Here is a 21,800-nt window from a genome sequence, read left to right on the forward strand (position 1 = left end):
TCAGAATTCAGATATTACCCCTCAGAGTCCGCTGCTGCCTTTGATGGATGGTACTGGCGGACTCGGCTGCCGACACAGCGGGCAAGTGAGATTGTAAAGTTGTTACCCCAATGCTGGAGTCATTCATCGTCTCAAGCGATCAGTCATTCTTGAGCTTGCTCCATGCTCAGCAAAAAACCTTAGTCGAGTGGATTGAATGATCGATTCATGGCTATCACGTCGCCATGGGTCGGGTTCGGCCCGAGCCACTTGAAATGCTCAGGCAATTGATCTCGTTTAGCGGCTGCCTGCCCCCTGATAGCTGCTGATAAAGCTCTGCGCATAGTCTCAGCATCGTAATCACAGCAATAGCCTGGTGTAGACGGCTGTTGCTTCCAGGACTCCTCAAGCGAGCCTGCGTCAACCGGATCGAAACCAACCTGACCTACCAGAGTCATCACTGTTTCTTTGGCTTTCTCATCATCACCCGCTACCGCCGCTGCCAAACGACCTGGTGTACCGTCCGGAACGCCCAACTCTGCCAATGTGTACGCGAGCACATTGTTGAAAGCCTTGATTACCGGTCGCCCAATCTGCTTCGTCACCCAAACGCTTTCCGTCATCCCTTGATCAATTTCAGCAATGCGCGGGTCACGCAAACCAGGGTAGTAGTTGCTGGTATCCACAACAGGGATGCTATCCGGTACGGAGATAAATAGGTCAGGAGGGAGTGCGCTCAATGCTGGCAGAGGTATCGACAGCACTACCACATCCGCGCCGTCCACTGCGCCCCGAATGTCTGCAGGCTCTGCTCCGATTTCTTCGGCGAATGCACGAACGCCGTTGACACCTCCAGAATTTGCCACGCGAATCTCATGGCCAGCAGCTCTTAACTTACGAGCAATGGTGCCGCCGATGTTACCCGTTCCAATGATGCCGATTTTCATGGTTAAGCCTCAGTAATCGTTTGCTTGCACCGATTCTAGGCGGCTGATGTAATAATGGTAAGTACCCACCAAAAGGTGGAGTGTACCCGTTGGTAAGCGCTTGCTGAGCTGCACACCTCAAAGAATACAGGCACATCGAACTTCTGACGAAAGCGTGCAATGGCCGTTGGAGCCAGGAAACTTCCATACGCGGGATGCACTGCCAGTCGCAGACTCGATTTAACACTGCTCTTCAGCGACCGAAGCTTGTGATCAAGCATCGCCAAGCCGTTGAAGAAGGTCTCAACCTCTTCCATCAAGGCGTGTGATACACCGCCATGCTCTGCATGATGGCGTTGGAACGCCATGGACTGAAGCCGGCCAATGGCCCCGTGCTGGTGACAGGCGCCACAGGTGGTGTCGGTAGCTTCGCAATCAGCCTTCTGGCAGCTGCTGGGTACACCGTCACTGCCGCCACCGGAAAATCCAGCGAAGAAGAAGCGTATCTGAAGAGCCTGGGGGCGACGACGATCATAGGCTGACCTTCGACGACAAAATAGCGTCCGTCTAGTGTCGTTGGATGCATAGAGCAGATCTCTTGAGCGATACGTCGAATTCAAGTATCAGAACTTCCGCCTTACTGTAGCGAAAGCCCTTTCTCCACGCCCTCCTGCGCTGCCTTTGTCAGCAAACGTGTGTCGTCCGAGGGATACGGCAATGTCATCAGAACTCGATCACATAGCCAAGGATCAACCGATTCTCGTCTGCTGCATCGGCAAAATTAGAGCGCATGCTTGCATTGCGCCAACGTAGAGATAAGTTTTTCAAGAATCCTGACTGCACCACGTAAGTGATGTCTGTGGTGCGCTCCCATTCCTCGCCCTCCCCCCCGCGCGCCTTGAGCGCCCTGCCCTTTGCTGTGGCAATGCGCTGCGGATCAACCTGGTCACCCTTCACGTATCGCACGTTAAAGGTAAGACCCGGAATGCCCAAGGCAGCAAAGTTGTAGTCATAGCGCAACATCCAGGCGCGCTCTTTGGCCAGGGCGAAGGTGCTGACCTGTTGTTCGCTGAACAGGTAGGTATCGGTGCCGCCCACATAGGCGTAAGCGGTATCGCCGCTGACTTTCTGATAGCCGCCGCTGAAGGTATGGCCGAACAGGTTGTAGCCGAAGTTGGTGCTCAGGGTGCGGCTGTCCACCTCCCCTAGCAACGCCCTACCCTGATCCTGGGCGTTGAACCAGCGCCACTCAGTGAATACCTCACCTGGCCCCGCAGCGACGCGATACTTGAAACTAGCAAAATCACGGCGGAACAGGTCTTCGAGGTCGCTGGTGTGCAGGCTCACGGTGAGGTTCTTCAGCGGCTGGTAATCCGCCCCGGCGTAATACAAACGGTCACTGCTCACCGTCGCTGGGTAGGCGCCCTGTTGCGCCATTGCCGTCAGGTCTTCGAAATCGGTGGAGTCGCGCAGCTTGGTCGCATTCACCTGCAGAACGGTGAAGGTGAAATCGTCCAGATCCTTACTGACCAATTGCACCCCGTTAAACCACTGCGGAAATAGGCGACTGTAGTTCGCTGCTAGCAGCGGCAGTTGCGGGCTTAGCCCACCGACCAGCAGTTCAGTCTGCGACAGCTTCGCCTTGAACGTGGTAATTGCCTTCCCGTAGTCGCCCGCTGCACGCTTGTCGCTGCCACGCGGCAAGAGGCCGGTGCCGCTGCGGTCGGGCGAAGAGTCTAGCTTGATGCCCAACATACCGACTGCATCCAGGCCAAAGCCGACAACGCCATCGGAATAACCGGACTGCCACTTGAGCATGAAGCCCTGGGCCCACTCGGCGCGTCGCGACTGGCTGGCGGTATCACCATGGAAATCGCGGTCGAAGTAGAGGTTGCGCAGCTCCAGGCTGCCCTTGCCGTCGTCGGCAAAGCCTGCCTGGGCCGCCTGGCACGCGCAGCCAAGCGCCGCGAGCATCAGCGATGCCCGCCGGGAGGAGGATACATTCATGGTTACGCCTTGTTTTTCTTGTTGGAAAGCGCTGTTGTTCAAGCCTTGGGATTTCTGACGCAGCGCATCACCACCAGGCAAGCGATCAGGATCAGCGGTGCAATCGACAGCATGCCCATGTAGCTGCTGCCGGTAAGGTCATTGATTTTACCAACCATCACCGGCGCGACGATGCCGCTCAGTTGGCCGACCGAGTTTATCGCCGCAGTGCCCGTGGCGATGGCCAGCCCTGAGAAAGTCGATTGGGGAATTGTCCAGAAGATCGGGATGGCGATGAATGTGCCTGCGGTGGCCAGCACCAGCGCAGCCATCATGGCCACCGACGAGTCGGAGTACAGGCAAGCCAGCAGATAACCGCAAGCGGCGGCCAGAAGGCAGTACACCAAGTAGCGCTTGCGCTCACCCGTACGGTCGGATCGGCGGGTCAACCACACCATGCCAATGCAGGCCACTGCATACGGCAATGCCGACAGCACGCCGACCCACAGCATGTCCCGCACGCCGGACGACTTGATCAGGTGTGGCATCCAAAAGTTCAGGCCGTAGGAAGCAGTTTTCACCACGTAGTAAATGAACGCCATGATCGCCACTTCGCGGGTCAGCAGCACCTGCCAGATCGACCCCAGCATTGGTTTCTGCACGCGCCTGTCCTGAGCCAAGTTCTCCGCCAGCAGGTCTTTCTCCTGGCGGCTAAGCCATCTGGCCGACTCGATGTCGCGGTCAAGCTTCCTTAGCACCAGCAGCCCCAGAAGCACGCATGGCAAACCCGACATCAGAAACAGCCAGTGCCAGCCCGCCAGGCCCAATACGCCATCCATGGTTCCCAGCAGGAAGCCCGCAGCCGGCCCGCCCACCGCTCCGGCCAAGGGCACGGCAAGGAACCACAGGCCGTTCATTTTTGCCAAGTGTTTCTTAGGGAACCAGCAGGCCAAGTAGAACAGGATCGCCGGGCCGAAACCCGCTTCCATTACTCCGATCAGAAAGCGCAGGAAATACAGCGTGTAATGGGTGTAGGCGAATACCAGGGCCGCCGTGGCCAGGCCCCACGACACCATGATCCGGCAGATCCAGGCCGGCGCCCCATAGCGCTTGAGGCCCAAACTGCTCGGCACTTCGAACAGCACGTAGCCGATGAAGAACATGCTCGCGGCCAGTCCGTAGGCGGCGTCGCTCAGGCCCAGCTCAGCCTGCATCTGAGTCTTGGCGAAACTGATGTTGATGCGGTCAAAGTAGGAAAAAAGGAAACAGATGATGGCCAGCGGCATGATGCGCCAAGCCACGCGGCGGTAAAGCAGCAGTTCGTCGATGTGGCTGTCGGCGCGCTCGCGCGCCACTTCGCCAGTCAAGGCAACCATGGTGAATCTCCATTTTTGTAATTATTGGAGAGCGACGGCGCCCGTTGAGGGCGCCGCGTACAACGTATCAGCCAATGCGCACGAGCTTTTCCTTGAAGGCCTGGCCCTTGCGCACGTACTCGGCGGCATTGGCGTGCATGCCGGCGACGGCTTCGGGGCTCAGCTCACGCACCACCTTGGCCGGCGCGCCGAGAATCAGCGAGTTGTCGGGGAACACCTTGCCTTCGGTGACGATGGCGCCGGCTCCGACCAGGCAGTTGCGGCCGATCACCGCGCCATTGAGCACCACCGCCTGGATCCCGACCAGCGCGCCATCGCCGATGCTGCAGCCGTGCAGCATGGCCTGATGGCCGATGGTGACGTTGCGACCCACGGTCAGGGCAAACCCTGGGTCGGCATGCAGCACCGCCCCTTCCTGAACATTGCTGTGCTGGCCGATGCGGATCGGCTCGTTGTCACCGCGCAACACTGCCTGCGGCCACACGCTCACGCCCTGCTCCAGGGTGACATCGCCGATTACCGTGGCGTCCTCGGCGATGAAGGTTTCCGGGTGAAGGGTCGGGGTCAGTGTGTCGTATCGATAGATGGCCATTCAGTGCACTCCCTGGGCCGGGTCGTCGGTTTTCAGCACCCCCGCCGCACACAGCTCGGCGATGCGTTCATCGCTATAGCCCAGCTCGCGCATGACCTTGTGCGTGTGTTCGCCAATCCGCGGGATCGGCCGGCGCGGCTGCAGGCGCTGGCCATCCAGCGACAGCGGCAGCAAGGGCATCGGCGTGCTGCTGCCATCTTCCAGCAGCAGGTTCGCCATGCCACCGCTCTGGATCAGGTGCGGGTCGTCGAACAGTTCTTCTGGGCGGCGGATCGGCGCGAACGGAATACTGTTCGCCTCCAGTTCCGTAGCCAATTGCTGGGCATCGAGATTGGCGAACACCTCGGCCAGATGCGCCAGCAGCCGCGGCCGCTGCAATACCCGGTCATTGTTGGTCGCCAAGGTCGGGTCGTCGAGCAAGGCGGTCTGGCCCAACAACTGGCACAGGGCCTGCCACTGGCCTTCACCCGTGGCAGCGACGAACATCTGCTCGCCGCCCGCGAAGGTGAACACGTCGTAGACCGCCCAGGCACTGATGCGGTTGGGCATCGGCGCCGCTGCCTGGCCGGTCACCACGTACTGCTGCATGTGCTGGGCCGCGAGCAACACGCAGTTTTCGTATAGTGCACTCTGCACTTCGCGGCCGACACCCGTGGTGTTGCGCTCGTTGAGCGCGGCCAGTACACCAATGGCGCCGAACATGCCGCCCATGATGTCGTTTACCGAACTGCCGGCGCGCAAGGGGCGGCCCACCGGCCCGGTCATGTAGGCCAGGCCGGCCATCATCTGCACCACTTCGTCCAAGGCTAGGCGGTTGTCGTACGGGCCACTGAGGAAGCCCTTGTGCGAGGCATAGATCAACCGTGGATTACGCTGGCGCAGCGTGGCGTAGTCGAAGCCCAGTGTGTGCATGCGCCCGGGTTTGAAGTTCTCGATGAATACGTCGGCGCTGTCGATCAGCGTCAGCACCGCCTCACGGCCCTGGAGGGTGTCGAGGTCGACGGCGATGCACTGCTTGTTGCGGTTGAAGGTGCGGAAGAACCCCGCCCCCGCCCCGAGCAAGCGGCGAGTGCCGTCCCCGCGGGTGGGTTCGATCTTGATCACTTCGGCACCCAGGTCACCCAGGATCATGCCGCAGGTGGGGCCCATGACCATGTGCGAAATCTCGACGACACGAATGCCGTCCAAGGGGAGTCTGGACATTACGCGTTCCTTCGGTAGTTGAGCGGCAGGCCGGCGCGGGCAATAGCGCCGTAAAGCGGTTCATCCGGCAGCACCTCGCGCAGCAGCTGGCGGGAAGCGATCAGCGCTGGCAGGTCGATACCCGTGTCAAAACCCATGCTCTGCAGCATGAACACAAGGTCTTCGGTCACCGTATTGCCCGACGCACCTGGTGCGAACGGGCAACCGCCAAGGCCGGCAAGCGATGCATCCAGCTCGCGAATACCCTGCTGCACCGCCACCAGGCTGTTGGCCAGGGCCAGGCCACGGGTGTCGTGGAAGTGCGCGGCACGCAGTCGCTCGCCGGCAATGGAGCGAACGGCCTGGATCACAGTAGCCACCTGGCCGGGGTTGGCGTAGCCGGTGGTGTCGCCCAGCGAGACCAGGTCGCAGCCCGCCTCGATCACCTGGCGGGTCAGCTCGCACAGGTCGGCCAATGGCACATCGCCCTGGCGGGTGCAGCCAAAGGCCACCGACATGCCGGCGATCATCTGCACATCGTGACGCCCCAGCTCGTTGCGCAGTTGGCACATGCGCCCCAGTTCCTCGACCATTTCCTGCGGCGTACGGCGCACGTTGGCCAGGCTGTGGGCGGTGCTGACGGATACCGGCGCGACGATACGCTGGGCGCCTGACTCCAGCGCATCCTGCGCACCACGCAGGTTGGGTGCTAGCACCGTTACCAGCAGATCGGGGTACGTCAGGGCATGGCCCACCACCTGTCTGGCATCGGCCATCTGCGGCAGCAGCCGGGCCGGCACGAACGAGGCAACTTCCATATGGCGCACGCCAGCGGCATAGGCGCGATCGATCCAGCGCAGCTTGGCGGCAGTCGGCATTACCGTGTGCAGGCTTTGCAGGCCATCGCGCATGCCGACTTCGTTGATTGTTATTGTTGTCATCGCGGTCTCTCTGTCTGAAGCGTGGGGCCAGACTAAGAGCAGGACGACAGGCAGAAAAGACGTGTTTCACGGGTTGATCCATCGTCAGCCGCGATGGATCAGCTCCGTGTTTGCCAAGCCGGCGCACGCAGCAGCAAATGGTCGAGCAAGCGACGCGCAGACAGGCTCAAGGCATGGCGGTCGCGCATGCAAATGACGAACTCGCCAAGCGCCCAGTCATCGGTCAGCGGGATCACTCTCAGGTCGAACAGCTGCGCATAGCGCGCCACCGCCTCCTGCGGGAACACTGCGAGGCCCAGGCCGAACTGCACCAGACGATAGGCCGCGTCAAAGGACGACACGTACGAGCGAAAACGCAATTCCTTGCCCGCCGCCTCAGCGCTGTTGCGCATGAAGGTATTGAGCGTGGCGAATGCAGACAAACCCAGATGCTCGTAATCCAGCGTCTCTTCGAACGCGATACTGCCCCGCCCGGCCAGCGGGTGATCGGCGCCAACTACCACGGCCAGATGATCCTGCCGGTACGGCACGAACTCCAGGTCGCCAACGGCCATCGACTTGCGGCAGATGCCCAGGTCTGCATTGCCCTCCGCTACCCCGCGCACCACATCCGGACTGAAGCGTTCTTCGATATCCGCCTGAATCAACGGATTGTCGAGCATGAAGTCCGATAATTCCTCGGGAAGGAACTCCATGATCGACGAGACATTGGCTAGCACACGCACATGCCCGCGTGCGCCGTCCGCGTATTCACTCAGTTCGCTTTGCAGAGATTCGATGGCGCGGGTCAGTCCTCGTGCATGGCGCAAAAGTGCGACACCCGCCGGGGTAGATTCGACGCCACGCTTACTGCGTTTGAGCAGAGTAATACCAAAGCGCGCCTCAATGTCCGAGATTCTCTTGCTGACAGCGGAGGGCGCCATGTATGCACGCTCGCTGGCTCGGGCGATAGTGCCTTCTTCGCAAATGATTACGAACAGGTGCAACGATAAGTGATCGAGGTGCTGCATCACATTTCCCACTACTAGAGACGACGAGCATAGCTGCCGCAGCAGCTGAGCCAGGGTGCTTGCATTTCCTTCATCGCCTTAGCTTGACTCCGCCGGCGGGGATTTCCAAGAAGCCAGTGCACACCGTCTGATTCTCCAGCGTCAACGCCTTGGGCTTCGGCAGCTCAAATTGCTTGAGCCGATAGTGCTTTGAACATCCACTGCTTAAACTGAGAAACTGCATGGGGCTGCCTAGGTCGGCGTGGATGCACTAGGTAGTGACCAACGTACCGAACGCTATTGCTGACATGGCGAAGCGGACTGACCAAGCGACCGCTCGCCAATTCCTGCTCGGCTAACAAATCAGATTCAAGTACTACGCCCAGACCTCCTGCAGCAGCAGCTATGCCCATAGAGCTCCGGTCAAACGCCAAGCCGTAGTTACTCGGTGGCTGCATTCCATTCGCTGCAAACCAGCCTCTCCACTGGACGGACTGACCGTCGCTTTGGATTAGGAACTGAGAATATAAATCCTGAGGGGTGCGCAGATGCTTGGCTACCTCCGGGCTGCACAGCGGTGTTAACTCCTCGATGCGCAGCGGCGTCTTCTCATGAGGCGACGGTCTGGGCTCACCGTAGACGATGTCCAGGTCGAAATCATCGTTATCGAACAGCGCATAGTCTGTGCTCGCTGAAATACGCAGATCAATTCCTGCGTGGTCTTCTAGGAAACTCGCTAACCGCGGCACCAACCACTGGCTGGCGAAGGTGGGCGCCGTGTGCAGACGTAGAGGTACCGCAGGCTCGTTGGTCGCGATCGCAAGGCCTCGACTCATTTCTTCAAACCCGCGCTGAACGTGATCCAGCAGCATGGCGCCTTCTAGCGTCAGGGATGTGTGGCGCGTGTTCCGCGTGAAGAGGGTAAGTCCTGCGGCCGCTTCCAGTTTGCGAATCGCATGGCTGACCGCGCTCGGGGAAAGATCGAGCTCCTTTGCTGCCTCGACAAAAGAGCAGGTACGACCCGCTGCTTCAAAAACTCTGAGGGCAGGGAGAGGCACCCGTTTCAAAAGCTTCATAGATGAATCCAGTTCATTAGTTGACGAATTTAAACCTTTTGTCGAGCCACTATTTTTACATGAATATCAGGGCATTACCCAATACGGTTGCTGACTGATGAATAGATTGCGTCAGTAAACCCGGATCGCTGGTCACCAATGGAGAACAATATGACCGAGATTCACCACCCGCCTTTGGCCAGGATGTCGGAACACGCGTGGCGTATTCGGCGTTTCGCCTTGCGCATGGGAGAGGTTCAAGGCCAGGGCTATGTGGGCCAGGCGCTGGGCTGGGCCGACGTGCTTGCTGTCGCCTACTGCCACGCCATGAATATTCGTGCTGATGACCCGAAATGGGAAGGTCGTGACCGCTTCCTACTGTCACACGGGCATTACGCCATTGCTCTATACGCCGCCCTCTTGGAAGCAGGGGTTCTTCCAGAAGAAGAGCTAGAAACCTACGGCTCCGACGACAGCCGACTGCCGATGTCCGGGATGGCGACCTATACGCCCGGCATGGAGATCTCGGGTGGTTCACTCGGTCAAGGCTTAGCGATCGCGGTAGGCCAAGCTCTTGCTCTGCGCATGAAGGGCAACGATGCCTTCGTCTACAACTCGATGTCCGACGGAGAACTGGATGAGGGGGCGGTGTGGGAAGCAGCTATGTCGGCATCGCATCATCAGTTGGGCAACCTGATCAACTTGGTAGACATCAACCGCCAGCAGGCTGATGGCCCCTCCCATGACATCCTCCAGTTCGAACCCCTGGCCGATAAATGGGCAGCGTTTGGCTGGCATGTACAGCGTGTAGACGGCAACGACCTGCAAACCGTGATCGAGGCGTTCGACATTGCTCGCGGTTTTACGGGGGACAAACCTCGCGTGATCCTGTTCGACACGCTAATGGGTAAGGGTGTGCCTTTCCTGGAGCAGCGGGACAAGAACCACTTCATCAGGGTCGAGCCCGAGGAGTGGCAGCAAGCACTTACAGACCTCGACGAGATCTATGCGACCCGGAGCCCACAATGAACGCCGCCTCCTCTACAAAGCCGAAACTCACCACTTCGTCCATGATCGCCTCTATCGCAAGCGAGGGTCAGCGCACCACGTCAGCACCGTTCGGCCACGCCTTGATAAAGGCAGGCCAAAAGAACCCACGCATTGTCGGCATGACTGCAGATTTGGCCAAGTACACTGACTTGCACATTTTCGCCCAGCGCTATCCAGAGCGTTTCCTGCAGATGGGCATGGCTGAGCAGTTGCTCATGGCTGCTGCCGGCGGCATGGCCAAGGAAGGCTTCGTGCCTTTCGCCACCACCTACGCGGTATTCGCCACCCGACGCGCTTATGACTTCATTCATCAAGTGATCGCTGAGGAAAACCTGAACGTCAAAATCTGCGCAGCGCTGCCGGGCTTGACGACTGGGTACGGCCCGAGCCATCAGGCTACAGAAGATCTGGCGATGATGCGCGCGATTCCGCAGATGATGGTTATCGATCCTTGCGATGCATTGGAAACCGAGCAGTGCGTGGCCGCGATCGCCGAGCACGACGGCCCTGTCTATATGCGCCTGCCTCGTGGGCGGGTACCGCTGATTCTCGACGAGTACGATTACCGATTCGAACTCGGTAAAGCCCAGCTCCTACGAGATGGCAACGATGTGCTGGTCATTTCCTCCGGCCTTATGACGATGCGTGCTCTGGAAGTCGCAGACGAACTGGCCAAGCACAAAGTGGACACCGCCGTTTTGCACGTTCCGACAATTAAGCCGCTCGATGTCCAGACCATCCTGGAGCAATGCCGGCGCGAAGGCCGTCTGGTGGTCATTGCGGAAAACCACACTCAAATCGGCGGCCTGGGTGAGGCCATCGCCATGGCGTTGTTGCAGGCCCGCGTACAGCCTGAAGTACGTCACGTTGCGCTGCCCGATCAGTTCCTGGATGCAGGCGCACTGCCGACATTGCACGACCGCTACGGCATCTCCAAAGACGTCATGGTCGCCAACATTCAGCGCTGGCTAGGCTGACCATTCTCTGGCCATACGGTGGTACCCGCTCACGTTGAACGCCCTTCTGCCTGGGCTCGTTGAGCGGGCTCGTGCCGTACAGCCCGATACTCCTCTGGATCGTCCCAATAAGTACAAAGGTGATGGCGATGCAAAAAGGCACCAGTCTCCTGAAGAAAAAACGTGTATGGATCTATGCGTTTCTCTTCACCCTGACCTTGATCAACTACGTCGACCGGGTCTCGCTCTCAGTCGCATCCAAAGTCCTCAAGGAAGAATTCGATATCTCGCCAGTTGCGATGGGATACCTCTTCTCATCGTTCGTGTGGCTCTATTTCCTCGCTCTCATCCCCATGGGCTATCTGGTGGGCCGCTTCGGCCCCAAGAAGGTTAATGGTTATGGGATCGGTGTTTGGTCGGTTGCAACGGCCTGCACTGCATTGTCGACTGGTTTCATCTCTTTGCTCAGTTGCAGGCTGATCATGGGCATGGGAGAAGCTACCACCTACCCCGCCGGTGCCCGGGTCATTCGCGAATGGATGCCGCTTAAAGAGCGCGGTATGGCCACTGCGGTCTTCCACAGCGGCAGCCTGGTTGGGCCGGCCATTGGTGCCATTGGTTTCGGCTGGCTGATCAGTACATTCGGCTGGCGCATCGCATTTGTCGTGGCCGGTGCATTGGGCTTCGTCTGGCTGGCTGCCTGGTTGAAGTGGTACAGCCATCCCGCTAAAGCGCCGTGGCTGGGGGATGCCGAACGCGCAGAAATTGCCGCTGGCAGCGTCTCTTCCAGTGCAGACCCTGCCCGGACTGTTTCCCTTGGTCTGAAAGGCCTCGCTCGCTCTAGCAGCATGTGGGCCATCGCCTTGTCCCATGGATGTGCGGTCTATGCCACCTACTTCTTCCTGACCTGGTTGCCAAGCTATCTGCAAGCCGAGAAAGGTCTGACGGTGATGTCGAGCGGTATCTACACCGCGATTCCGTATCTGGGCGCTGCAATTCTTGCCATCGTCATTGGTCGCTGGAGTGACAAAGTGATGCGCCCAGGGGCCGCAGAATCGGGACAGAGGCGCATGGTCGTTGCCAGCGTCTTGCTGGCGTCTTCGGTCATCTTCCTGGTTCCTGCAATCGACAATACCTGGGCAATTCTTTTCGTAATCACGCTTTCGCTAGCCACTTGTGCCTCAGCGATTTCCCTGAACCTCTCGCTGGTCAACGATCTGGTGCGCTCGGAAGACGATGTCGGCACTGCAGCTGGCTTTATCACTGCAGTCGGCAATCTGTTCGGTCTCCTCGCTCCGATCGTGACTGGCTACGTGGTGGCCGGCTCTGGCAGCTTCGCCTTGGCCTTCGTCGTCGTCGGCGCATTACTTGTGATCGGCTCAGTCCTCTCGATGTTCTGCACACGTCGGCCCATCGGCTTTACAGCCTCCGGCAAACAGGCCGTGGCCTGAATCAATAGCAAATGAAGGAAGTAGTGGCGTCATGAATCAACGTAGTAGTGAATCCCGCAGCAACGGCCGGGCCTCGGCTGGTCACAGCGGGAAATGGCGGCTGGCGACCGTCGTGTTAGCCCTGGCGCTGGGGGCATTTGGCATGGCCCTTTTTGGCGGAGGCGTATGGCTGATGGCTTTGGGCGGTAGCTGGTATTACGCCCTCACTGGGGCGGGATGCGTAGTAACCGCTGTTCTGCTGTGCAGGCAACGATTAGCAGCTGTGTACCTGTTCGCCGTGATCTGGGGCCTGACACTGGTCTGGGCTTTATGGGAAGTCGGACTCAACTGGTGGGGGCTTGTACCACGTCTCGTGGCAATCACCGTCATCCTATTGTTGATCCTTGCCGTGTCGCCGTCATTGCGTCGCGCCCCCCGCTCTGCTGCGTAAAGAGGTTTGTAATGTTCCTAACAGTCAAATGCAGAAGCGCACTGGCGCTCGCCGTTTCTTGCGCGCTTCAGGTGCAGTTCGCTCAAGCTCAGCAGATGCCGCAGGTCGGCAGCGATTGGCCATTCTATGGCGGCGATCACGACGCTCAGCGCTTCAGCCCACTCAAGCAGATTACCCCGGAAAACGTCGGGCGCCTGGAGCGCGCATTTGTGTATCACACACGGGACTTGCCGAATCCTGGCAGTCGGTACTCGCCTGAAACAACCCCGGTCAAGGTCGGCAACGACCTGCTGATGTGCTCTGCTAAAAACATCCTTATTTCGATCAATGCTGCAACCGGCAAGGAAAACTGGCGTCACGACCCTGGAGTTCCTGATCAGGCCATTCCTCACGCAGCAGCATGCCGCGGCGTAGCGGTGTATACCGCGCCAGAGATCCCTGAGTCCGCACAATGCCGCAGCCGTGTGGTAGAAGCGACACTGGATGCGAGGCTGGTAGCTGTAGATCTGCGCACGGGCGAGCCTTGCAAGGACTTCGGGCAAAACGGCACCGTAGATCTTTGGGAAGGTCTGGGCAAAAAAGTCCCCGGCTGGTATGCGGTTACAGCGCCACCTACCATCGTCAATGGCGTGGTGGTCACGGGAGCACAAATCCGCGACGGTCAGGACGAGGATGCACCTTCTGGGGTGATTCGCGGCTACGACGCGATCACCGGGAAAATGGCCTGGGCTTGGGATCTGGGTAACCCTGAAAACGTTCATGGCCCAGCCGAAGGCAGCACCTACACCCGTGGCACCCCGAATATGTGGACGGCTGCAGTGGGCGATGAGCAGCTTGGCTACGTCTACCTGCCGATCAGCAACTCTTCAATTGATTACTTCGGTTCCAACCGTAGCGAGGAAGAAAACAAGTATTCGACCTCACTGGTGGCCGTCGACGTGAAGACGGGCAAGGACGTATGGCACTTCCAGACCATCCGCCATGATGTGTGGGATTATGATCTGGGCAGTCAGCCAACCCTTCTTGATTTCCCTGATAAGGACGGAAAACCAGTGGCTGCAGTGCTGCTGCCGACGAAGCAGGGTGACATCTACATCCTGGATCGCGCAACTGGCGAGCCTCTGGTTCCGATTGGTGAAGTCAAGGCACCAAAAGGCGGCTCCGTTGAACCCCAATTCCTGGCTAATACTCAACCTACCTCCGAGTGGCACACTCTACGCAAGGCGCCGAAAACCGAAGCGGACATGTGGGGCTTCTCACCACTCGATCAGTTGATGTGCCGCATCCAGTTCCGCCAGGCCAACTACGAAGGCTACCTGACGCCGCCATCGGTGGATCGTCCCTGGATTCAATACCCAGGCTACAACGGTGGCTCCGATTGGGGTTCGGTCGCGATCGACCCAGTTCGACGACTGCTAATCGCCAATTACAACGACATTCCTAACCTCAACCAGCTCATACCGCGTGAACAGGCAGACAAGATGGGGCTCAAACCTATCTATGCGCCAAAGGTTGATGAGACCTCGCTGAACAAGGCTGGCAGCAAATCGGGCAAGGGCGAAGGTGGAGCATCGACCTATCCGCAGGTCAACGCGCCTTACGCGATCAGTGTGAATGCGGGATGGCGTAACTGGGGCACCGGCGTACCGTGCTCGGCACCACCGTATGGCGGAATTCGTGCAATCAGCCTGGATACCGGCAAGACCGTGTGGGACGAGCCGCTGGGTACCGCGCGTCGCAACGGGCCTTTCGGCATCCCGTCGCATCTGCCACTGAATATCGGCTTGCCGAACAATGGCGGAACGGTGGTCACCGCAGGTGGACTCACCTTCGTCGGCGCGGCGACTGACAACTTGTTCCGAGCCATCGACACGACTACCGGTGAGGTGCTGTGGGAAGACGCATTGACGGCGGGCGCCCAAGCCAACCCGATCTCGTACGAGGTTGATGGCGAGCAGTATGTGCTCGTCTCAGCGTCTGGCCACGCCTTCATGGAAACCGGCACCAGCGACGAAATCATCGCATACAAGCTGCGTAAGTAATGCCTTGACGGGGCCCACTTGGGCCCCGTCTTGACACTGATTCACAGAGGAGTTTGATCATGGATTTGGGCTTGCAAGGTAAACGCGTACTGGTTAGCGGAGCTTCCAGGGGTATCGGGCGGGCAATTGCCAAGTTGTTTCTCGATGAGGGCGCCAAGGTGGCATTCTGTGCTCGGGGTACCGCAGGCCTCCAAACGACGCAACAAGCACTCGGTCATGACGCCATCGGTACCGCCGTTGATGTCACCCAGCCCGACCAGGTGCAGGCCTGGGTCACGGATGCAGCGCAGCGTCTTGGAGGAATCGATATCGTCGTGCCGAACGTGAGCGCTCTGGCTGGCGGAGATGACTTGCAGACATGGCGGCGAGCCTTCGACACCGATTTACTGGGAAGTGCGACGATGGTCAAAGCCGCCTTGCCCGCCCTGCGTGAATCGCAAGCCGCATCGGTTGTCCTAATTTCCAGCGTATCGGGCCGCGAAGTCGATATGTTCGCCGAGCCATACGGCGTATTGAAAGCAGCCTTGCTGCACTACGGTAAAACGCTTTCTGCACGCCATGCGCGCGAAGGTATTCGGGTGAACTCTGTCTCCCCAGGAAACGTATATTTTCCTGAGGGCGTATGGGGTGACATAGAGCGCGACCAGCCCGAAACCTTCGCGAAATGCCTAGCTGAAAACCCGTTGGGCCGCATGGCTACACCCGATGAAGTAGCCAAAGCAGTCGTATTCCTGGCCAGCCCTGCTGCAAGCTTTACCACCGGCACAAACTTGCTCGTGGATGGCGGACTGACACGCTCAGTACAGTTCTGAGCATCCAGGCCCAACGGCAGTAATCCGGATAAATTTGAATGATGAAACTCTATATTTACGAACATTGCCCGTTCTGCACGCGTGCTCGGATGATCGTTGGACTCAAGAGTCTCCCGGTGATGCTTCAGGTCATCATGGAGAGCGATGCCGAAACGCCCCTGCGCCTGATTGGAAAAAAGGCTGTGCCGATCCTGCAGAAGGAAGACGGCAGCCATATTGGGGAAAGCCTAGATATCGTGCGATATCTCGATGGCATCGGCCCGACAGTACTGGTGGCGCCGCAAGACCCAACCTTGGACGCTTGGGTCAAAGAAGCCTGGCCCACGGCACTCAAGCTATTCATACCACGCTTCGTCCAGGCAGACTTCGCAGAAATCAACACGCCAATGGCAAGAGAGGCGTACCGGCTGCGGGAGGAACAAGCCTTCGGGGATCTGGAGGCTTTGCGTGGAGCCACATCCAAGCTGGTGGCGGAACTGCAACCTCTGATCAACGACCTTGTTCCGCTGGTTAAGGACAGAACAACAATCGGCATCAACGATGTGACGCTTTGGCCCGTATTGCGATCGCTCTCCATCGTTCGAACCGTTGAATTCCCAGATCAAGTGCGCGATTACATGCATCGATTGAGTGAGGCATGTGGCGTTCCCCTGCTCTTCAACCAAGCTGCTTGACCAACAGATAGATGGCTATTTTAGAGCCCAGCGTAAGCGCCCAGAAAGGCGTGGGAGGCAATTCCTACCTAGGACATCTTGAAGATCAGCAAGCTTTCACGACGCCCGTACGTGAGCTCATCGTGGATGCAAGCACGCGGACTGTCAGATTCGAAGATCTTCACTTTCCGCTCAAGGCCACGTCTTGCCGCCTTTTGACATTGCTTCTTCGCCATCAAGAAAACGTCGTGAGCCGAACGACGATCTATGAGGAAATTTGGGGATACCAGTTCAATCCCGGTACCAAGATCATAGAAGTACAAATTTGTTATCTGAGAAAAGTGCTTAAGGCCCTACAAGCGCCGTTCGAAATCAGGACACTACGCGGTAGAGGGTTAACCATTCGGGGGGTTGAGTCATCTTCGTCACTACGGACTGAGAGGGGCTTCTGAGCCAATCTACTGGGTACGTGAATCTCTGAAGAATGAGATGCCGAGCCTCGGATGACGAGACAAGCGACTAGCCGACAAAGGGGAGCTTTCGCTCCCCTTTGCGCCCAGGTGATCACCTCACCTTCACCACTACCTTACCTTTGGCTCTGCCTTGCGCGACGTATGCCAAAGCATCACGCGTCGAATCCAATGGGAAGGTGCGATCCACTACAGGCTTGATAACCCCAGCCTCAACCAGCTTGGCCAGATCAGCCAGTTGCGCACCACTCTCCCTCATGAACAGAAACTTGTAGCTGACGCCCTTCTGCTCAGATTTTTTCCTGATCCCACGGCTGATCAAACGCACGACCTGCTTGAACAACCAGGAAAGGCGAAGCTGCTCAGCAAACTCAGGGGTAGGTGGGCCAGAGATGGAAATCAACTGACCACCTGGCTTCAGTACCTGGAGGGATTTTTCGAGAACATCACCGCCCAGCCCACTGAGCACGACATCGTAATCACTCAACTGCGATTCGAAATGCTGGGTCTTGTAATCAATCACCACATCGGCACCCAGCGCCTTTACCCACGGCACATTGACGGTACTCGTGGTTGTTGCGACGAATGCTCCCAGGTGCTTGGCGACTTGGATGGCGATGCTACCGACGCCACCGGAACCGGCATGAATCAGAACCCTTTGCCCTGGTTGAACCTTGGCCATTTCCGCCAAAGCCTGCCAGGCTGTGAGGCCCACCAATGGCAGCGAAGCCGCCTCCTCCATGCTCAGATTGGTAGGCTTGGGCGAGACTGCCGCTTCGTTGACGGCCACGAATTCCGCAAAGCCGCCCATACGCGCCTGGCCGACACGTGCGTACACCTCGTCGCCCACCCGGAAGCGGCTGACTTTCCCACCGATCCGTTTCACGATGCCAGCGACATCGTTACCCAAGATCAGGGGCATCTTGAAAGGCAGCATCAACTTGAACTCGCCCTTCCGAATTTTGATATCAAGAACGTTCACGCTTGCAGCGTGGGTCTCAACGAGAACATCGAAATCACCCACCTTTGGCTCTGGAACTTCAGTGATATCACCAACGACGTCTTTGCCGTAGCGATCAATCAGAAACGCTTTCATATCTTCAAAATTCCAAAATGTAGAGGTGCCCGAAGTGCAGGTGATCAGGCGATCACCAACTTTCTTTGAACGGCCTAAGGTCGAGTTCTTGAGTCCAGGCGGATCGTGGCTGGCAATGCAACGTCCAGTAGTTCTCAGCAATCGCCTCGTATCCCAACAGCCCTTCTGACCCGATGCTCTCCACCCTGGCCGGGGCAGCATTTCGCAGTCGGTCACCCAGGATGCCGCCATCGATGACGACATGAGCAACATGAATACCCTTAGGCCCATACTCGCGTGCCATGCTTTGAGAGATCATCCGCAATCCCGCCTTGGCGGCGGCAAAGTGGGCAAAGCCAGGCTTGCCCCTCAAGCTTCCTGAAGCACCGGTAAAAATCACGGTGCCACGACCCAAAGGAACCAGCCGCCTGGCTGCTTCTCTGCCAACGAGGAAGCCCGAGTAGCAGCCTACTCGCCAAAAGTCCTCGAACTGGCTGGCTGTGAGCTGAGTGAAATCGATCAGGGCGTTATTGCCCGCGTTGAACACCACGACGTCGGCAGGGGCTCGGCCCGCGCCTGGATACATCGCAAGATCAAACGCTGCGATGACTTGCTCTTCGACGGTGACATCAGTCTGCAACGCTTCGGCGCTCCCTATGCCGGAACTCCGAATGTCTGCAACGACTTCCTCGATCTTTTCCAAAGTTCGGCCTGTGACAATGACGTGATACCCCTCTTGGGCAAAACGCTTACAGACCGCTCCCCCGACACCTCGGGTAGTGCCAACACCGAACACGATTGCAGTAGGCTGACTCATTTGTCCGACTCCTGGCTGCGGTTGTCTTAGTCACGAAGAAATGCGAGAGCTTTCGAAGAGAAGTCAGCATGGTTCTGGAGAATTCCTCCGTGACCAGCATCCTCGTAGATAACCAGCGTAGAGCCAGAAATGCGCTCTGCCATATCGCTGCTAAGTGCGGACGGAACCATGATGTCTTGGTCACCGTTGGCGATAAGCACCGGAATATCCAGGCTAGACAAGTCCTGTGGAGCTTGCTGCCCCCAGGCCTGAATGGCTTGAAGCTGGCGACCGAAGACTTCCTGAGTGACAGGAAGATCGCGGTCGCTCTGGCGTTCAAGCATGGCATTCAGAAAAGCATTAGCAGCCTGCTGGCTCGCCTCGCTCGACGTGAAGAAGAGATAGGTCTTCGGATCAATTCCTTCGGACATCGCCTTCTGGATCAGCGGCATGGAAACCACGGCGACTTGGTCAATGTCCTTGCCCCCGGCAGGGCCGGTGCCGGTCAGGATCAGTTTACGCACCAGGCCAGGCTGGGTGATCGCGATCTCCTGAGCAACGAAGCCACCCAACGAGAAGCCGAAGAGGTCGACCTTGTCGAAGCCCAGCGCCTTGATAAACGCCACGGAATCGCGGGCCATTTCTGCGACGGTAAGCGGCGCGACACCACCAGACAAACCAATGCCGCGATAGTCCGTGGCGATTACATGGTGATGCTTAGCCAGCTCGTCGACGATGCGTGGATCGAAGTTGTCGAGAACGGCTCCCCAATGATTCAGAAGGATGAGGGGAACGCTACCTTGGCGCCCGAGCTCACGGTAAGCGAAGGCAACACCATCGATCTCGAGGGTCTGGTTGGGTGCGGCGATGTACTGGGTCATATCAATGATCTCGAATTGAAGATAGACGCGCTGGGCTTAAGCGTTTTCCAGTGCGGGGTAATCGATGTAACCCGCTGCACCGCCGCCGTAGAGTGTCGCGGGGTCGAAGCTTGCCAACGCAGCACCGGAGTTCAATCGCTCGACCAAGTCAGGGTTTGCGATGAAGGGCCGACCAATCGCAAACAGATCTGCTTGACCTGACGTCAATTGAGAGGAAGCGAGCTCCACGTCGTAGCCGTTGTTGACGATCACGGTGTTGGTGAAGCGCTTGCGCAGCCCGGCGTAGTCGAACGGAGCAATATCACGTGGGCCACCCGGCACACCTTCAATAACGTGGAGGTACACCAGGCCAAGCTCATTGAGCTTGTCGATCAAGTAGTCGTACTGCTCTTGAGCGTTGGTGCTGGAAACATCATTGAACGGAGAGACAGGCGAAATGCGGATGCCCGTGCGCTCGGCGCCAATTTCTGATACCACCGCCTGGGCAATTTCCAGAACGAGCCGTGCCCGGTTGGCTACCGAACCACCATAAGCGTCGGTACGTTTGTTCGCGCTGTCCTTCAGGAATTGATCCAGCAGGTAGCCGTTGGCTGCATGGATCTCGACCCCATCGAAGCCGGCCTTGATGGCGTTAGCTGCAGACTGTCGGAAGTCTTCGACAATGCCTGGGAGTTCTTCGATACGAAGCGCACGAGGCTCGGAGACATCCACAAGTTCGTTATTCACGGAGACCTTGGTAGCAGCTCGAATTGCAGAAGGTGCTACAGGCGGTTGACCGTCTTGGTAAACGACGTGCGATACCCGGCCAACGTGCCAGATCTGAAGGAAGATACGACCTCCCTCAGCATGGACGGCCTCGGTCACTTCGCGCCAAGCGTTCACCTGTTCTTGGGTGAAGATACCAGGCGTGTTCTGGTAGCCCTGAGCTTGCTTTGAAACCTGGGTAGCTTCAGTGATCAACAACCCTGCAGAAGCGCGCTGGCTATAGTAGGTAGCGGCGAACTGGCTCGGCAGCAGGCCCTCCTCCGCTCGGTTGCGCGTCAGCGGCGCCATCACGATACGGTTGGAAAGGGTGATTGCCCCAAGGGTGTAGGGCTCAAATACGGATTTCTCAGCCATTCTCAACATTCCGATACTACGAATTAGGTTTCAAACACACCGCTATTGAAGACGCTTACGCGCTCCCAGCAGCCCAGGTGGGGGTGGCCTTACTCTTCCAAGAATTGGAGAGCGTGTTTCAGGAAGCGCTCGGGATACTGGAAGTGAGCGGCGTGACCGGAGTCCGGGTAGATCAGCAGCTGGGCATTCGGGATGTTCTGCACCAGGCTCCACGAATTGATCGAAGGGATCATGACGTCGTCGACGCCATTGACTACCAAGGTGGGCTGCTTGAGCTCGTTGAGGTAAGAGAAGCGGTTCTCGCCCTGTGCCGACTGGACATAGGCTGCAAAAGCAGCGCCCTGTGCCATGGCGACATCAATCGAGCTTGGGGTGTCTTGATCGGCGCGCTGGTTGCGGCGCTCCCAGAACGCCAGGCCCGCTTTCTTGGCTGCTTCCGAACGACCGAAGAAGAGGAACAGGAAGTTTTCGATGGTCGGAGCGGGGTTCGAAGCGGCCTCTCTCACCCCCTCCGCCATGGTTGGATCACCACCGCGCAGTCCGGTGCCGAGCAGCAAAAGCTTGCGTACCAACTCGGGGTGACGAAGCGCCACCTCCTGAACTTGCAGACCACCGATGGAGAAGCCAAGCAGGTCGACTTGGGTCAGCCCCAGTGCCTTGATGGCCGCTGCAATGTCATCCGCCATTTGCTCAATGGTCGTGGCCGGTGTTCCCGACGACGACGCTACACCCCTACCGTTCAGCAGGATCACTTCACGATCCGCAGCCAGACCATCAGTGATGATCGGATCCCAGTGATCGAGCCCGCCACGGAAGTGGGCAATGAAGACCAGGGGAACACCAGAAGGATTACCCCAGCGACGGTAGGTGAAGGTGTCGCCGCCTACTTCTACTGTGCGGGTCGGAACGGTGAGATGGGTATAGCTCATGACGTTTTGCTCTCTCAGTGGAAGACATAGCCTAATGATGATGATCGTCATCAATCCAGTCAACAACTTTGATTATGAACGTCATCAATGTATGATATTGGCTGCCTTGA

General features: G+C 58.2%; 21 protein-coding genes and 1 pseudogene. 9 read left to right on the forward strand and 13 right to left on the reverse strand.

What is annotated here, in order from left to right; genetic code table 11:
* Window positions 1–179: 179 nt before the first annotated feature.
* Window positions 180–926 carry an NADPH-dependent F420 reductase gene (locus D886_RS0107220; protein WP_027593259.1) on the reverse strand — a complete coding sequence of 249 codons (747 nt, stop codon included), beginning with the start codon at window positions 924–926 and terminating at the stop codon, window positions 180–182.
* Between the two features lie 308 nt (window positions 927–1,234).
* Here D886_RS0107220 and D886_RS0107225 point away from each other — a divergent pair.
* A pseudogene (locus tag D886_RS0107225) lies at window positions 1,235–1,441 on the forward strand (NAD-dependent epimerase/dehydratase family protein); the annotation flags it as partial.
* A gap of 187 nt (window positions 1,442–1,628) precedes the next feature.
* Here D886_RS0107225 and D886_RS0107230 read toward each other — a convergent pair.
* From D886_RS0107230 to D886_RS0107260, 7 genes are all read right to left on the reverse strand, one after another.
* The gene (locus D886_RS0107230; protein WP_027593261.1) at window positions 1,629–2,912 is read right to left on the reverse strand and encodes an OprD family porin; all 1,284 of its coding nucleotides are present in this window, start codon (window positions 2,910–2,912) and stop codon (window positions 1,629–1,631) included.
* Between the two features lie 38 nt (window positions 2,913–2,950).
* On the reverse strand, window positions 2,951–4,267 hold the full coding sequence (locus D886_RS0107235; protein WP_027593262.1) for an MFS transporter: 1,317 nt from the start codon (window positions 4,265–4,267) through the stop codon (window positions 2,951–2,953).
* A 67-nt stretch (window positions 4,268–4,334) separates the two neighbouring features.
* On the reverse strand, window positions 4,335–4,859 hold the full coding sequence (locus D886_RS0107240) for a gamma carbonic anhydrase family protein (protein WP_027593263.1): 525 nt from the start codon (window positions 4,857–4,859) through the stop codon (window positions 4,335–4,337).
* Entirely contained in the window at window positions 4,860–6,062 is a 1,203-nt protein-coding gene (locus tag D886_RS0107245) for a CaiB/BaiF CoA-transferase family protein (protein WP_033694013.1), read from the reverse strand.
* Entirely contained in the window at window positions 6,062–6,982 is a 921-nt protein-coding gene (locus tag D886_RS0107250; RefSeq protein ID WP_027593265.1) for a hydroxymethylglutaryl-CoA lyase, read from the reverse strand. The genes D886_RS0107245 and D886_RS0107250 overlap by 1 nt, the downstream gene beginning before the upstream one ends.
* Before the next feature lie 98 nt (window positions 6,983–7,080).
* Window positions 7,081–7,992 carry a LysR family transcriptional regulator gene (locus D886_RS0107255; RefSeq protein WP_027593266.1) on the reverse strand — a complete coding sequence of 304 codons (912 nt, stop codon included), beginning with the start codon at window positions 7,990–7,992 and terminating at the stop codon, window positions 7,081–7,083.
* A gap of 164 nt (window positions 7,993–8,156) precedes the next feature.
* Window positions 8,157–9,047 carry a LysR substrate-binding domain-containing protein gene (locus tag D886_RS0107260; protein WP_027593267.1) on the reverse strand — a complete coding sequence of 297 codons (891 nt, stop codon included), beginning with the start codon at window positions 9,045–9,047 and terminating at the stop codon, window positions 8,157–8,159.
* 150 nt (window positions 9,048–9,197) lie between these two features.
* Here D886_RS0107260 and D886_RS0107265 point away from each other — a divergent pair, with 150 nt between their 5' ends.
* The 8 genes from D886_RS0107265 to D886_RS28750 all read left to right on the forward strand — a co-directional run bounded on the left by D886_RS0107265 (window position 9,198) and on the right by D886_RS28750 (window position 16,872).
* The gene (locus D886_RS0107265) at window positions 9,198–10,055 is read left to right on the forward strand and encodes a transketolase (RefSeq protein WP_027593268.1); all 858 of its coding nucleotides are present in this window, start codon (window positions 9,198–9,200) and stop codon (window positions 10,053–10,055) included.
* Window positions 10,052–11,053 carry a transketolase family protein gene (locus D886_RS0107270; RefSeq protein ID WP_027593269.1) on the forward strand — a complete coding sequence of 334 codons (1,002 nt, stop codon included), beginning with the start codon at window positions 10,052–10,054 and terminating at the stop codon, window positions 11,051–11,053. The genes D886_RS0107265 and D886_RS0107270 overlap by 4 nt, the downstream gene beginning before the upstream one ends.
* Window positions 11,054–11,181: 128 nt before the next feature.
* Window positions 11,182–12,483: an MFS transporter gene (locus D886_RS0107275; protein WP_027593270.1), complete on the forward strand. Its 1,302-nt coding sequence runs from the start codon at window positions 11,182–11,184 to the stop codon at window positions 12,481–12,483.
* 31 nt (window positions 12,484–12,514) lie between these two features.
* Window positions 12,515–12,913 carry a glucose dehydrogenase gene (locus tag D886_RS0107280; protein ID WP_027593271.1) on the forward strand — a complete coding sequence of 133 codons (399 nt, stop codon included), beginning with the start codon at window positions 12,515–12,517 and terminating at the stop codon, window positions 12,911–12,913.
* Window positions 12,914–12,924: 11 nt separating this feature from the next.
* Window positions 12,925–14,955, forward strand: coding sequence for a pyrroloquinoline quinone-dependent dehydrogenase (locus D886_RS0107285; RefSeq protein WP_027593272.1), 2,031 nt, complete (start codon window positions 12,925–12,927; stop codon window positions 14,953–14,955).
* Window positions 14,956–15,014: 59 nt separating this feature from the next.
* A complete protein-coding gene (locus D886_RS0107290; protein WP_027593273.1) occupies window positions 15,015–15,767 on the forward strand; it encodes an SDR family NAD(P)-dependent oxidoreductase in 753 nt (250 codons plus the stop codon).
* A 38-nt stretch (window positions 15,768–15,805) separates the two neighbouring features.
* On the forward strand, window positions 15,806–16,441 hold the full coding sequence (gene grxB, locus D886_RS0107295) for a glutaredoxin 2 (RefSeq protein WP_218186928.1): 636 nt from the start codon (window positions 15,806–15,808) through the stop codon (window positions 16,439–16,441).
* Window positions 16,442–16,452: 11 nt separating this feature from the next.
* On the forward strand, window positions 16,453–16,872 hold the full coding sequence (locus tag D886_RS28750; RefSeq protein WP_081717464.1) for a winged helix-turn-helix domain-containing protein: 420 nt from the start codon (window positions 16,453–16,455) through the stop codon (window positions 16,870–16,872).
* 112 nt (window positions 16,873–16,984) lie between these two features.
* On the opposite strand, the gene D886_RS0107300 is transcribed toward D886_RS28750, so the two are convergent.
* From D886_RS0107300 to D886_RS0107320, 5 genes are all read right to left on the reverse strand, one after another.
* On the reverse strand, window positions 16,985–17,986 hold the full coding sequence (locus tag D886_RS0107300) for an NADP-dependent oxidoreductase (RefSeq protein ID WP_027593275.1): 1,002 nt from the start codon (window positions 17,984–17,986) through the stop codon (window positions 16,985–16,987).
* A 52-nt stretch (window positions 17,987–18,038) separates the two neighbouring features.
* Complete coding sequence (locus D886_RS0107305; RefSeq protein WP_027593276.1) at window positions 18,039–18,782, reverse strand: SDR family NAD(P)-dependent oxidoreductase; 744 nt, start codon at window positions 18,780–18,782, stop codon at window positions 18,039–18,041.
* A gap of 26 nt (window positions 18,783–18,808) precedes the next feature.
* Entirely contained in the window at window positions 18,809–19,642 is an 834-nt protein-coding gene (locus D886_RS0107310) for an alpha/beta fold hydrolase (protein ID WP_027593277.1), read from the reverse strand.
* A gap of 36 nt (window positions 19,643–19,678) precedes the next feature.
* Complete coding sequence (locus tag D886_RS0107315; RefSeq protein WP_027593278.1) at window positions 19,679–20,761, reverse strand: alkene reductase; 1,083 nt, start codon at window positions 20,759–20,761, stop codon at window positions 19,679–19,681.
* 89 nt (window positions 20,762–20,850) lie between these two features.
* On the reverse strand, window positions 20,851–21,690 hold the full coding sequence (locus tag D886_RS0107320) for an alpha/beta fold hydrolase (RefSeq protein ID WP_027593279.1): 840 nt from the start codon (window positions 21,688–21,690) through the stop codon (window positions 20,851–20,853).
* Window positions 21,691–21,800 lie beyond the last annotated feature (110 nt).

It is taken from the genome of Pseudomonas sp. LAIL14HWK12:I7 (genome assembly GCF_000483465.1).
GTDB classification, from domain to species: Bacteria; Pseudomonadota; Gammaproteobacteria; order Pseudomonadales; family Pseudomonadaceae; genus Aquipseudomonas; species Aquipseudomonas kermanshahensis.